At 51.1% G+C, this 13,746-nt stretch carries 12 protein-coding genes; 5 read left to right on the forward strand and 7 right to left on the reverse strand.

Annotated elements, in window-relative coordinates; genetic code table 11:
* Positions 1 to 187: 187 nt before the first annotated feature.
* On the forward strand, positions 188 to 1,369 hold the full coding sequence (locus ABJ225_RS17040; protein ID WP_347321179.1) for an MFS transporter: 1,182 nt from the start codon (positions 188 to 190) through the stop codon (positions 1,367 to 1,369).
* A 71-nt stretch (positions 1,370 to 1,440) separates the two neighbouring features.
* Here ABJ225_RS17040 and ABJ225_RS17045 read toward each other — a convergent pair whose 3' ends face one another.
* Both ABJ225_RS17045 and ABJ225_RS17050 read right to left on the reverse strand, forming a co-directional pair.
* Entirely contained in the window at positions 1,441 to 1,710 is a 270-nt protein-coding gene (locus ABJ225_RS17045; protein ID WP_048013936.1) for a hypothetical protein, read from the reverse strand.
* 94 nt (positions 1,711 to 1,804) lie between these two features.
* Positions 1,805 to 2,149: a helix-turn-helix domain-containing protein gene (locus ABJ225_RS17050; protein ID WP_231593211.1), complete on the reverse strand. Its 345-nt coding sequence runs from the start codon at positions 2,147 to 2,149 to the stop codon at positions 1,805 to 1,807.
* A gap of 191 nt (positions 2,150 to 2,340) precedes the next feature.
* On the opposite strand from ABJ225_RS17050, the gene ABJ225_RS17055 reads away from it, so the two are divergent.
* From ABJ225_RS17055 to ABJ225_RS17070, 4 genes are all read left to right on the forward strand, one after another.
* A complete protein-coding gene (locus tag ABJ225_RS17055; protein ID WP_048013934.1) occupies positions 2,341 to 3,168 on the forward strand; it encodes a MerR family transcriptional regulator in 828 nt (275 codons plus the stop codon).
* 29 nt (positions 3,169 to 3,197) lie between these two features.
* Positions 3,198 to 4,595, forward strand: a complete 1,398-nt coding sequence (locus ABJ225_RS17060; RefSeq protein ID WP_286188333.1) for an MATE family efflux transporter — start codon at positions 3,198 to 3,200, stop codon at positions 4,593 to 4,595.
* A gap of 227 nt (positions 4,596 to 4,822) precedes the next feature.
* Entirely contained in the window at positions 4,823 to 6,085 is a 1,263-nt protein-coding gene (locus ABJ225_RS17065) for an Nramp family divalent metal transporter (RefSeq protein ID WP_048015771.1), read from the forward strand.
* A gap of 130 nt (positions 6,086 to 6,215) precedes the next feature.
* Positions 6,216 to 6,695: a DUF2798 domain-containing protein gene (locus ABJ225_RS17070; protein ID WP_048015772.1), complete on the forward strand. Its 480-nt coding sequence runs from the start codon at positions 6,216 to 6,218 to the stop codon at positions 6,693 to 6,695.
* Positions 6,696 to 6,740: 45 nt separating this feature from the next.
* Here the strand turns inward: ABJ225_RS17070 and ABJ225_RS17075 are convergent, their stop codons facing one another.
* From ABJ225_RS17075 to ABJ225_RS17095, 5 genes are all read right to left on the reverse strand, one after another.
* Positions 6,741 to 7,832, reverse strand: coding sequence for an acetyl-CoA C-acyltransferase (locus tag ABJ225_RS17075; RefSeq protein WP_347321180.1), 1,092 nt, complete (start codon positions 7,830 to 7,832; stop codon positions 6,741 to 6,743).
* Positions 7,829 to 9,289: an AMP-binding protein gene (locus ABJ225_RS17080; protein WP_347321181.1), complete on the reverse strand. Its 1,461-nt coding sequence runs from the start codon at positions 9,287 to 9,289 to the stop codon at positions 7,829 to 7,831. The genes ABJ225_RS17075 and ABJ225_RS17080 overlap by 4 nt, the downstream gene beginning before the upstream one ends.
* Before the next feature lie 100 nt (positions 9,290 to 9,389).
* The gene (locus ABJ225_RS17085; protein ID WP_048015775.1) at positions 9,390 to 9,971 is read right to left on the reverse strand and encodes a biotin transporter BioY; all 582 of its coding nucleotides are present in this window, start codon (positions 9,969 to 9,971) and stop codon (positions 9,390 to 9,392) included.
* A gap of 282 nt (positions 9,972 to 10,253) precedes the next feature.
* Entirely contained in the window at positions 10,254 to 11,720 is a 1,467-nt protein-coding gene (locus ABJ225_RS17090; protein WP_347321182.1) for a glycoside hydrolase family 1 protein, read from the reverse strand.
* Between the two features lie 66 nt (positions 11,721 to 11,786).
* Positions 11,787 to 13,682 carry a beta-glucoside-specific PTS transporter subunit IIABC gene (locus ABJ225_RS17095; protein ID WP_048015777.1) on the reverse strand — a complete coding sequence of 632 codons (1,896 nt, stop codon included), beginning with the start codon at positions 13,680 to 13,682 and terminating at the stop codon, positions 11,787 to 11,789.
* Between the last annotated feature and the right edge of the window lie 64 nt (positions 13,683 to 13,746).

Below are 13,746 nucleotides of genomic sequence, written 5' to 3' on the forward strand. Positions count from 1 at the left end.
AAAAATACGAGTCCAACTCCTACTAACGTATCAAGTATAAAATCGATTCTTCCCACCTCCAGTTATAATATCTAAAATCTACCATAGTCCTAAGGGGGTGGAAAGACGTGTTTTTCTCAGAATGTGAGATTTCTCATATTTTTTTGCCATTCTCCTTGGTATGATGCAGTCAAATGGAGGAATCGACATGAATACACAACGCTGGATGAGTAGACAATTTTTCACCTTTTATCTTACATGGGGGATCTTCCTGCCGTATTGGACGGGCTGGATGATCAACTCAAAGGGGGTAACGGTGGCAGAGGCAAGCTTGATCATGAGTCTCGGGCTCGTGATCCGAGGACTCTCCACCCTGTTCGCCTTTCCCTATCTTTCTTCTAAATTCAGCAGCAAGATGCTCTTGAACGGCATGGGGATTGGAACCTTCCTGGCCATCCTTCTTTGCATCCCGGCAAGTTCCTACTGGACCCTCATGGCCGTTGTCCTGCTGCTGCACTTCTTCTATCCTACGCTCATGCCCGCACTCGACACGGCGGCCGGTGTCCTTGTGCAGAACAAACAGCTGAAGCATTACGGAAAAAGCCGCTCCTGGGGGTCCCTCGGCTTCGTCATCGGTGGACTGATCCTCACACTTTTCACAAGTAAGCTTGGAGATGGTGTCATCATATGGGCCTTATTGATCGGGTTGTTCCTGTTGATCGCACTCGGGATGCTGAAGGCTCCAGACGTTCTGTCGAATAAACCCAAGCCGTTGCCGGCCGCCCGTGGGGCCATGCTCAAGCTGTTCAAGGTGAAACACTTCGGCCTTGTCCTTGTCATCGTCATCCTGCTGCAAGCGGCCCATGCGTCTTACTACAACTACGGGTACATCTTCCTTCAGGAAATCGATGCGCCAAAGTCCTGGATCGGGGCCATCATGAACATCGGGGTCATCGCTGAAATCCTGTTCTTCCTCGTGGCAGACCGCTTATTCCGGAACGTATCTGTCGGGACGATGCTTGCAACGGCTGCCCTCGGCTCGACCGTCCGCTGGCTCCTTGTCTTCGGCTTCCCGAGCGTCGCCGTGTTCTCGATCTCGCAGCTTCTGCACGCCTGCTCATTTGCCATGGGCCATTATGCGTTCATGCAGTATCTGATCAAGAACATCGCACCGAAGGACGTCCCGAAGGCGCAGGGCATCTATTCCGCACTTGCCCTCAGCTGGAGCACCGCCGTCTTCACCCTGTTTGGAGGATTTCTGTACGAAATCGATCCGCGCTACGCGTTTTTGGGAATGATCGTCTGCACCATCCCGTCATTCATCATCGCACTCGTTTACCGGAAGATACAGAAAAACGACCGGAGTGCCCAGTCGTCCCTTGCAAGTTGATGGAGAGCATTACAAAAAGGAATCCTTTGCCTGAGGAGGCGGGATTCCTTTTTGTGTGTGTAATTAACAGCCTAATGGGCCACCGGATGCAGAAGCAGGAACACGGCCGTCACCATGCTCCCGATTCCGATCAATCCTAACAGGGCCATTGTTATCATCCTGTTGATGCGATGCAACGTGAGCAGGCCATAATAAAGCACGGCTCCTACAACCAGGAAGAGTAGGAATCCCATCATCTCGTGCGAGCCCAATGGATGGAGAAGCAGATTCAAGACAATTCCCCCGAAAATGAATGCCCCGGCTGAAGCCACTACCTTGCCGGGACTGACAAACTGTTCCATGATTTAACCTCCGCCCTGTCCTTCCGTTTTATCCAGTATAACGGATTGGAGAGTCCCCCATCTACTGGGCGCTACCGGAATCACACATGGAGGATCAAAAACGATTAAGAATCATCGACACCAGTCCATACAGCATGCCAAAGGCAGGGAAGATCACCCACCAGGGCCACATTCTCCTTACATTCCCCGTTTCCTTTATGATGATCCGGTCCTGAAAGCTTTTATCCCCTTTGATCAATTCATCAAGTGATATCTTATACAGATCGCTCAAAAGGATCAGATTATCCAGATCGGGGTAGCATTTTCCCGTTTCCCACTTCGATATCGACTGCCTTGAGATATTCAGCTTTGAAGCCACGTCATCCTGGGACAGCCTGCACTCTTCACGCTTACGTTTTAAATTCCCTGCCAGTTCCATTTCTATCGACCACCTGTTCATTAGTATGGATTCAGTATAATCCCACGGTCATTCTCTTGGAAGAAGACAGTGGTTGAACGTCCGCAACCTGTGGTTGCATACCGAAGCTGCCTTCCTAATCGCTTTATTCTCGTTTCCTCCTCCATATTCCTTCTATTGCGGGATTTTGGGGTAGAATGGAAGAAACCATTTCTATGTAAAGGTGAGGGACTATGAGAAAACGATTGAGAATCGGAGAAATATCCAATCTCTTTAAATTATCAAAACCGACGCTTCGCTATTATGACGAGATTGGTTTATTCAGCCCTAAATATACAGACGAACAAAATCAATACCGCTACTATGGCATCGAGCAGTTTGCCACGCTGGATGCCATCATCTTCCTGAGGAAGAACGGGTTTGCCATCAAGGATATCAAGGAACAGCTGGAGAAGCGGTCGCCCGAGGGGACCCTCGACCTCCTTCAACGGAAACTGGAAGAGACCAGGCAGGAGATCCGGGACCTGGAGATCATTTCCCGCAAGATCCAGAACAAGATCACCACCATCGAAGAAGGACTGTCCCTGCTGACGGAGACGGCTGTCACCATCAAGGAGTTCAGTGCCCGGTCCATCACGTATTACTATAATGAAGGACCGGTCGATATGATTGCGAAGATGGATGAGATCCATTTGAGCGATATGGAGAGGATTTCCCAGATGTCCCACGTCTACGATGGATTTTTCACGGGAGACCTCGGTTTTGTCGTCGATTATCCGAGCTTACAGGAAGAGGGACCAGTGAAATACAGCCGCATCTTCGACTTGAATGAAGACCATGCCTCCCCCCACTTCCTTAGAGGAGGTCTATACGCCTGCTATCCCTATAAGGGGCCTTATGAAGACATAAAAGAAGCCCATCTGCACGTACTCGACCATATCCATACTCACGGCTACCTTGTCGACGGGGAGGCAATCGAGCTCTACATCCTCGATGAATCTGTCGTCAAGGATGAGAACGATTACCTGACCATGATCCAGGTTCCCGTGAAAAGAAGGTGATTGACCTTCAAGCTGCTTGAACGTTTACAATGACTTCTATCACCATCAATGGAGGTCAATTCATCATGGAAACGACAGACAGTCTATTTCTAAAGCAACCGGTGAAGAACGTATTCCTGCGGTACTTCTTCCCGTCCATGTTCGGCCTGATGGTCATGGCCGTCAATATCCTGATCGACGGTATCTTCATCGGCCACGGCGTCGGTGAGATCGCGCTTGCGGGTGTCAATGTGGCCCTTCCTGTATTCTCCCTCATCTTCGCCATTGCACTCTGGATCGGGATGGGGGGCGGGACGCTTTACTCCATGCACCTGGGACGCTCTGACCATCATGTAGCAAGAAGTTTCTTCAGTCTTTCCGTCACCTCCGTCATCACCCTGCTCGCTCTTCTCGGGTTCATGGGATACGTGAATATGGAGGCTGTGGGGAGCTTGCTTGGAGCGAATTCGGATACAGCCCCTTTCGCCCATGAATACTTGAGCGTCATGTTCCTTTTCGGTTGGATCATTGCCCTCGAACAGGTGCTGAGCATCTTTGTCCGGAATGACGGAAGTCCCATTCTTTCCATGATCTCACTGGTCGTCATGGCGCTGGTCAACATCGGCATGAACTACCTGACGATCTTCGTCTGGGGACTCGGGGTGACTGGTGCTGCCGTATCCACGGTCACGGGGGGAGCAGTCGGCGTCCTCATCCTCCTGACCCATTTTATGAAAAAAGAAAGTTCTCTGCGGAAGCCGGCATTTGCATGGAGCCTCCAGCGACTACTTCACATCTTCTCCATCGGGTTTCCGAGCCTCCTGGCTGAGATGGGGATGTTCGTTTTCGTGGCAGGCTACAATGTGACGATCGTCCATCTCCTGGGGACAGATGGGGTGGCCGCATTCTCCGTCATCAATTATCTTCATAGCTTCATGTTCATCACCTTCTTCGGAATCGAAGCCGCCCTGCAGCCGATGATCAGCTTCTATCACGGAGCCCGGGAAACAGGGCGCATCAAGGACAGCGTAAGGATCGGGGAAAAAGCCGCACTGATTCTTGGAGTCGGATTGACTGGTATCGGATTGGTGGCAGCGCCACTCCTGGTATCCCTGTTCGGCATCGAATCGGAGGAAGTCCGGACCATGGCCATACAAGGGCTCCGCCTCTTCTTCCTGGGGTACCTTTTCCTTGGATTCAACTTTGTCTATATGACATATTTCCAGGCAACGGGACAGATCGGGGCGTCTTCCCTGATCATCCTCTTGAGGGGATTCATTTTCCTTGTCACATTCCTACTGGTCCTGCCTGCCCTGATGGGATCAACCGGAGTATGGCTCGCCCTGCCATTTGCAGAACTGACGATGACAGCCTTGCTATTCTTTATGGTCAGAAAAAGAACTCTCTCGACAACCCATCTGACCGGGGAATCCCCTATCCACGGATGAACCACCTCAACAGCCCAAGTCTTAAAGCGACTTGGGCTGTTTTTCATAAAGTGGACAGAAATACGTTTCTTATGGGCAAGGTTGTGGAAAAATAAACTCATCTTTCTTTCGTTAAAGGCAGGATTTCATGGTTTACAATTTCAGGTGACAGGAATATAATGACGTTAAGTTTGACCTAAGGAAACTTTTTAACCTATAACTAACTATCATGAAGCAGGTGAACATACATGAAGCAGTCAACAAAAACAACGTCTGCGGCAGAAGCCGTCCTTAGAGGGGATGTAAAAGGGTGGAAGCGGATCCTGCCATTCCTCGGACCCGCCTTCATTGCAGCCGTCGCCTATATCGATCCAGGTAACTTTGCGACCAACATCGCCGCAGGTTCCACTTACGGCTATCAGCTGCTGTGGGTCATCGCCTTTTCCAATTTAATGGCCGTACTCATTCAATCTTTATCAGCAAAACTCGGAATCGCTACAGGACGGAATCTTCCTGAAGTTGCGAGGGACCGATTCTCCAAGAAAACATCGATATTCCTCTGGTTCCAGAGCGAACTCGTCATCATCGCCACCGACCTTGCCGAATTCATCGGTGCCGCCCTGGGTCTCCATCTCATCTTTGGGATCGGCATGGTGCCGTCGGCCATCATTACGGCCGTCGCCTCCTTTGCGATTCTCGAAATGCAGCGCAGGGGATACCGGGCGTTCGAGACGACGATCTCCGCCATGGTCATCATGGTTGTCCTTGCATTCGCCCTGCAGACATTTTTCGCCCAGCCGGACTGGGCAGCCGTCGGTATGGGGATCGTGACGCCATCCTTTGAGGGGACAGAGAGCATCATCCTCTCGGCAGGAATCCTCGGGGCCACCGTCATGCCCCACGCGATCTACCTTCATTCCGCTCTGACGAACAAGCGGATCGTCGGACGTTCGGAAAAAGAAAAGAAACAGATTTTCCGCTTTGAATTCATTGATATTGTCATCGCCATGATCGTAGCCGGAGCCATCAATATGAGCATGCTCATCATCGCAGCAGCCCTCTTCTTCGAGAAGGGCATGCGGATCGAGGATCTGACCGTCATGTTCAACGAACTCGGGTCGAACCTTGGTTCATTCACCGCCATCCTGTTCGGCCTCGGTCTCCTGATTGCCGGTCTCTCCAGCTCCTCCGTGGGAACGATGACAGGTGATGTCGTCATGCAAGGCTTCATACGCAGGCACATCAATCTGTACCTCCGCCGGGCAATCACGATGCTTCCACCGCTGATCATCATCATATCCGGTGTCAACGCAACCAAGGCGCTCGTCGTCAGTCAGGTGATCCTGTCATTCGGTATCGCCTTCGCCCTCGTCCCGCTCATCATTTTCACCAGCAACAAGGAGCTCATGGGCGAACTTCGGAATCACAAGGTGACCACCACCATCGCCTGGATCATTTGCGGAATCGTTATCCTCCTGAACGGGTACTTGATTATCGATACATTCCTTTGACCACGAAAAAAAGAGCATTCCACCCGGGATGCTCTTTTTTGTTGGTTAATTTGTTCACAAATCTGTCACTTACGAAAGAAGAACCTTCCTTGGTATCCTTAGCTTCATTACAAATGAAGGAATGATCAATATGCCAAGCTCTAAAAAAGAAGGTCTCATATTCGGGGTGATGATGTGCTTCGGAATGGTGATCGTCATGTCACTCTATAACGCTGTCATTAACGGAACCATCCAAGATTTCTCCATGTTCTCCGTTGTCGAAATCGTCATAGGACTCGTGATTGCCTTGCTACTGGATATCGCCGTTGTCGGACCCCTTGCCAGGAAGATTGCGTTCAGCCTCCCCATCGACCGTTCGAAAAAAATCAACATGATCCTCGCCATGTCAACCTGCATGGTCATTGGGATGGTTCTCTTCATGTCGGTATTTGGACTTGTGACAGCCGTCTTCGCTCATGGGTTGGAGGTAGAAAACCTCTTCATAGCGTACCTCATGATTGCCGGGAAGAATGTCATCATGGCCTTGCCGCTACAGCTACTCATCATGGGGCCACTTGTACGGGGATTATTCACAAAAGTAGTGAAACCACGCCTTACACCTGCTGCTTGATCCCTTGTGATTCCCGCCCTTTAAGATAATGGGCGGGAACATCCATTAAACAACTTCGAACAATACCGCCAACCCAATTCCTCCGCCGCTTCCAATGGCCGCTAACACGAAGCGGACACCGTTCCGTCTCTGTACCTCATAAAAAAGCCTCGTCACCATGATGCTTCCAGAGGCACCGTATGGATGACCGATCGTCAAAGCACCGCCCGATACATTCAATTTTTCATAAGGGATGGAGAGCTCCGTGGCGCATGCGACAATCTTGGAGGCGAACGCTTCATTGATTTCGACCAAACCGATGTCGTCCATTGTAAGCTGATTCCGCTCGAGGATCCCCTTGATCGCCGGGATCGGTCCTGCGCCTGGAAAGTGGGGATGAACCCCGGCGACTTCACTGTCCACAAAACGCAGAATGGGCTTTAATCCGTTCTTCATAGCAAGGGACTCTTCCATCACAAGGACAGCCGCAGCCCCGTCATGGATTCCGCAGCTATTCGCGGGCGTGACGGTGCCTTCCGGTTTGATGAGGGGTCTGGCCCTCTTCAACAACGCAGGAAGATTCCTCTTTTTGATGAGCTCTTCGTCTGTATCCACATCGGGAAGGGGGAGGATTTCCTGATGAACCATGCCATCCTCATGGGCACGCCAGCTCCGACCAAAACTGAGGAGGGCATACTCATCCTGGGCTTCCTTCGTAATGAAGAATCGCTCGGCCACCAGCTCGGCTGCTTCCGGCATCTCGGGATCCCCAAGTTCATCCGGTGAAAACCGGGCGCGGCTTGGGAACGGTGAGGTGCTGACGCTTTCTGCTCCACCTGCAATGTATGCATCCCCAGCCCCTCCCTGGATAAGGTGACAAGCAAGGCGGATCGCCTCCAATCCTGCACTGCACTGCCGGTCGATGGTCATTCCCGGTACTGCAAGGGAGATACCCGCTTCGAGACTTGCCAGGCGGGCCACATTTCCTCCTGGACCAACCACGTTTCCGAGGATGACATCACGAATGGGGACCTTGGCACCTCCGGCGAGATGACGGATGAGGGGCGCCGCCAATTCATGGACCTCCAGTCCCTTCAAGATTCCTCCGGCTTTTCCAATCGGGGTTCGCTTCGCCTGGACGATCACGGCCCTTTTCATACGGTAGACTCCATCTGTCTTCGGAGCTCAGCCCTGGATACTTTTCCGCTCGTCGTATAAGGGAGGGAAGGGACGAAGAGCCACCGCCGGGGTACTTTGTATCCAGCAAGATGATCCTTGCAAAAACGCTTCAATTCAAGTTTCTCCGCATGTCCAACTACCACCGCGACGGCGATCTGTCCCCAGTAAGTGTCGGGCATCCCGATGACGGCGACTTCTTCCACCCCCGGATGGCGGGCAAGGACCGTTTCGATTTCTTCTGGAAACAGGTTGATCCCCCCGTACATGATCATGTTCTTCTCGCGTCCTTCAATGATCAGGAACCCGTCCTTATCAATCTTCCCCATATCGTGGACCGTTGCCCACCCATCTTTATCCCTTATCCCTTCAATCGTCCCATCTTCCTCTTCATAGTAGCCGTCGATCAGGAATGGACTCCGGACATGGATTTTCCCGACCTCATCAAGAGAGGTGATGACCCCTCCGTTGCGATCACGGATTTCGATTTCCACATGCCGGCACGGCTTTCCGACAGTCGAGGTCTTGGACTGTCCGTCTTGACCCGTTAGGAAGGAGACAAAACTCAACTCACCCGCTCCATAAAATTCGATCATTTCCATAGCGGGGAACATCATCCCGATTTTCGCCTTTGATTCCTCCGTCCATTTTGCCCCTGAGGAAAGAAGCTTGAATGTCCTCTCCACACTCTGCCCTTCTTTCAGGAAGGCTTCCACCATCGTCGGGACTACATAGAGGGCTGTGATTGGCCAGGACCCAAGCCACTCCATCGTCTGGCTTGGAGAGAATTTATCCAATAGATACACCGTTCCGCCAAGATGAAGCGTACTGATGGCTCCGTAGAGGAAATGAGAGTGAAAAAGGGACCCCGGTATGAGAGCATGAACCGTTTCATCCAGTCCGAAGTCATGGACACTGCACTCGAAGCTCTTCACCCATGAATCATGGGAGCGTACGAAGGCCTTCGGACTGCCTGTCGTCCCGGAGGTAAAGCCTGTATAGAAAGGGGGATTGTCTCCAGGGGGTGTGATGGTTGTGAAAGGCGTATCCGCTATTTCTTGAAGACAATCTTCAACCTTTCTCGCCTCCGGAAATACTCCGTTCAAATGATTGAAGGATTTTTCAGTCGTGACAATAATGCTAGGTTTCGAGAGGGACACCCGCTTCTCCAATTCCGGCTTCTTCCATTTCATGTCATAAGGGACGGCATTCCACCCTGCCATGGCTGCCCCTGCGAAAAACTGCAGGAAGTCGATACCGTTTGGTAGGAGGATACCGATTGTCCGATTGCCTGCATGTCGGGACTGGAGCCACGCTGCCGTTCGCTCGACTGCTTCTGCCCACTCCCGATAGGTTACGTCTTTATCTTCTGTATGGATGGCCGTCTTTTCAGCTCTGATTTTTGCGTGCTGTGAATAAGCCTTGGTGATGGTCGTCATCGTTTCTCTCCTTTTGTATGGTCTGTTTTGACCCTTTCGTGGAATAGATGGCGGATTCCTTCTTTATAAAGCAAAAAAGGACACGAGTGTGTCCTTTCGGTTAAGCCGTTTTTGATAGATTGCCCGAACGTTTCAAAGAGCTCAGTGAGCGCATGATGACAGGATGGGTACGGAGCTTGTAGACAAGGAGCGACCCGACCACTGCCTTGATGATATCCCCCGGTATGTAGGCAAGGCTGACCTTCACCGTATCCATAACCGAAATACCCATGACCATTGCCTGCACCGGGATCCCGATCAGGTAGATAAGGAAGATGCCGACGGTAAGATTGACGAGTAACACATGGTGGAACTTCACTTTTTTGAAAAGGGAAAGCACATACCCGATGACAAACGCCGTGACAGCCCATGAAATGATGTAGCCCCCGCTTGGACCGACGAAAACACCGAGTCCACCACGTCCACCAGATAGAAGGGGTACGCCCGCGGCGACAAGTAGAAGAAAGACCGCCTGACTCATGAAACCCAGTCTAGCCCCCAGGATACCTCCTGACAGGAGCACACCCATCGTCTGAAGGGTAAGGGGAACCGGCGTGAAGCTAAGGGCGATGGACGGGATCAACCCGAATGAGCCCATAACGGCCGCGAAGACCGCCACTAATGTCATTTCTCTGATTTTCATATGATGATCACCTGTTTTATGTCATTTGATAGTTTTATCATAGACACTGGGGTGATTTATGTCAACTTTATTTTATAATAGGTTTACATATAAATAGAATTTCACCCGATCAGAGAATCTGCTAAACGAAAAACCACCGCAGGCTCCTGATATGAAGATGAGCGGTGGTTTATAAGATTTGATTATTCCAATCGCTGCTTCACCTGCGTATTGCATATCCCGAACGTAGAATCGTTTATTCACATCAAAAAGACGGCAGAGTCATCTGCCGCCCGGAGAGAATTAAAGTTCTTCACCATTCGTTTCAATCACTTTTTGATACCAGGCGAAGGAGTCTTTTTTGGAACGGTTCAGTGTACCGTTTCCGTCGTCATCTTGATCCACATAGATGAACCCGTAGCGCTTGGACATTTCCGAAGTAGACATGCTCACAAGGTCGATCGGTCCCCAAGCGGTGTAGCCCATAAGATCGACTCCGTCCTTCACGGCTTCCTTCATCTGCTCGATATGCTGACGAAGGTAGTCGATGCGGTACGGGTCGTGGATGGAACCATCCTCTTCAACCGTGTCGTATGCTCCAAGACCATTTTCGACGACGAATAGCGGTTTTCCGTAGCGGGTTTGGAAGTCCTGAAGAGCCACGCGGAGGCCTTTCGGATCGATCTGCCAGCCCCAGTCGGATGACTCGAGGTATTGGTTCTTCACTGCACCCTCTACTAGGTTTCCAGCCGTTGCTTCGAATTCACCGTGGGTTGTCACGGAAATGGACATGTAATAACTGAACGAGATGAAATCTACCGGGTACTGCTTCAGGATCTCGTCGTCTCCTCTTTCCTTGATGACTTCAATGCCGTTTTCAGCGAAGTATCGGTTCATGAAGGACGGGTACTCCCCTTTGGCGTGGACGTCGGTGAAGAACAGGTTGAGGTCGTTCATGCGCTGTGCTTTCAGGACATCATCCGGATGGTTCGTCACAGGATATGTCTGCATGCGGGCAAGCATACAGCCTACCTGTGCACCTGGGATGATCTCATGGGCAAGCTTCGTCACCAATGCACTCGCCACGAATTGGTGGTGGGCAGCCTGGTAGGCAATCTGATCGCTTGTTTTCTCAGGGAGGCGATCGATGAGGACCCCTCCACCGGTGTACGGGCTGTGTGTGATTACGTTGATTTCATTGAACGTCAGCCAGTATTTCACGTAGTCCTTATAGCGGGTGATCACCGTTTCGGCGTAGCGGACGTAGAAGTCGATGACTTCACGGCTGTACCAACCGTTATATTTGCGCGTCAGTTCTAGTGGTGTCTCATAGTGGGACAGGGTCACGAGCGGCTCGATATCATATTTCTTCAGTTCCTTAAAGACGTTCTCATAGAATTGAAGGCCTGCTTCATTCGGCTCGGCATCGTTGCCGTTCGGGAAGATCCTCGCCCAGTTGATGGAGAGGCGGAATACTTTGAAGCCAAGCTCGGCAAACAACGCGATATCTTCTTTATAGCGATGATAAAAGTCGATTCCGTCACGTTTCGGGAAGCGATCGTCGATTTTGCCCGCAAGGACATCCTCGATGTATTGGGAAGTCACGTCCATTTTCACGTTGAGTCCGCGCTTTTCCTTCGGGATATGAGGGACCATATCAGCTGTCGAAAGACCTTTTCCATCAAGATTGTAGGCTCCTTCCACCTGATTCGCAGCTGTCGCTCCGCCCCATAGGAAGTCTGGTTTGAATCCTGTTATTGTTTTCGTCATGTTTCATCGTCCCTTTCTATAATGGAATGCTTTGGAGACTGCTGCTCTGCAGCCTCCAAGCTATATTTACTTCACTAATGTCAGCAGTTGTTCCCCTTCAAAGATCGGTCCGGATTCGTTCAGCGGCAGCACATCGAGATAATCGGCGGTATTGGTGATGATCACCATGGTGACCGCCTCCAGGCCCGCTTCCTTGATGGCATCACGATCAAACTCGACCAGTACCTGTCCGGCGTCGATCTGGTCATTCGTAGCGACATGGGCCTTGAAGTGCTCACCCTTCAAGGAAACCGTATCGATCCCGATGTGGATGAGGATTTCTTCCCCGTTGTCCCCCTTGATCCCAATGGCATGCTTGGAATCGGCAAGGACCATGATTGTGCCGCTGATCGGCGCCACAATACGGTTGGCAGATGGTTCAATCGCAATCCCTTTTCCCATGATCTCTTCGGCAAAGGTCGCGTCGGATACGTCTTTCAGTGGAACAATGGTTCCTTCAAGAGGAGACTGGATGCTTCCTTGTTTACCAGTAGCAATCGGTTGTTTCGGCTCAGTATCTGCTTTTACAGTCACACCGTCTTCCGGGATATCCTCGAACCCAAGGATCAGGACAAGGATGAACGGAAGGAGAAGCGAAAGGACGAACAGGATGATGGCAATGATGATCGCAGCCGATGCACCGCTCGGATCTGCGAAGACCGGGAGGGAGAATACCCCCACAAGTCCGCCGAGTGCGAAGGCTTTGAATCCGTACCAGCCGGCAAACGCCCCAAGGACGGCACTGGAACCCAGCGCGTATACAAATGGCTTTTTCAGTTTCATATTGACCCCGTACATGGCTGGCTCGGTGATTCCGATAGTGGCGGAGATCCCTGCTGAGATTGCCATTTGACGAAGTGCTTTATTCTTAGTACGTACAGCCACACCGAATGCGGATCCGGCCTGTCCCAGGTTGCTGATGAACATCATCGGCTGTAGGACAGCGTCATTGCCGTATAGGTTCAAATTTTGGATGGCAATTGGAACGAATGCATAGTGCATTCCGGTCATGATGATCAACGGCATCAACCCAGCCATAAGGGCTCCGGCGACAGGACCTGCATGTGTGAAGAGCCACAGGAAGATATCAGATAAGCCGTTTCCTAGGTTGGTTCCAAGCGGGCCGATCACCCAGAGGGTAAGAGGCATAACAATCAACAAAGTGATCATCGATGAGAACATAAGTGAAATGACTGATGGAATCACTTTTTTCACTAAGTTGTACACGTACTTTAGCAGAATGACACCGAGGATGATCGGTACGACGCTTGATGCATAGCTCAATACAGGAATCGAGATGAAATCTGCACCGAACAAGTTGAAGCTTTTCGCGTCGGTAAAACCGTTGGCTGCATTCATAAACGTCGGATACATAAGCGTTCCAGCCACGGCAAGAGCCAGGTATTCATTGGTCTTTAGCTTACGGGCAGCAGATACGGCCAGGAAGAACGGCATGAAGTAGAACACGCTGTCTCCTATGGCATTAAGTACGGCATACGTGTCTCCGGTATCCTTCAACCATCCGACAGTAACAAACAGGGCCAAGAACCCTTTCAGTAACCCCGCACCGGCAAGAGCCGGCAGGATCGGAGTGAAGATACCGGAAATGAAGTCCATGACTGCAGACAACGCGCCTTGCTTTTGTCCTTTGCCTTCCGGAGCACTCCCGGATCCGCCCACAAGCGGTTCGACTTCCTCGAATACATCCGATACCGTGTTCCCGATGATCACCTGGAACTGATCACCTGAGAACTGGGCGCCAAGCACCCCGTCGATTGATTTAATCGTATCAATATTAACCTTCTCTTTGTCATGAAGATTGAAGCGGAGCCGGGTGACACAGTGCCACGCCTGATCGACGTTCCCTCCGCCTCCGATGTTTTCAACTACCTGTTCGGCTAATTCTTTATACTTCTTTGCCATCATTCGTTCCCCCTTTTTGTCCAAAAAAAATACCCAAACGGAATCGGCCCTTTGGCCAAGTCCA

Origin of the sequence: Rossellomorea sp. RS05, assembly GCF_039822645.1 — a bacterium.
Classification (GTDB): Bacteria; Bacillota; Bacilli; order Bacillales; family Bacillaceae_B; genus Rossellomorea; species Rossellomorea marisflavi_B.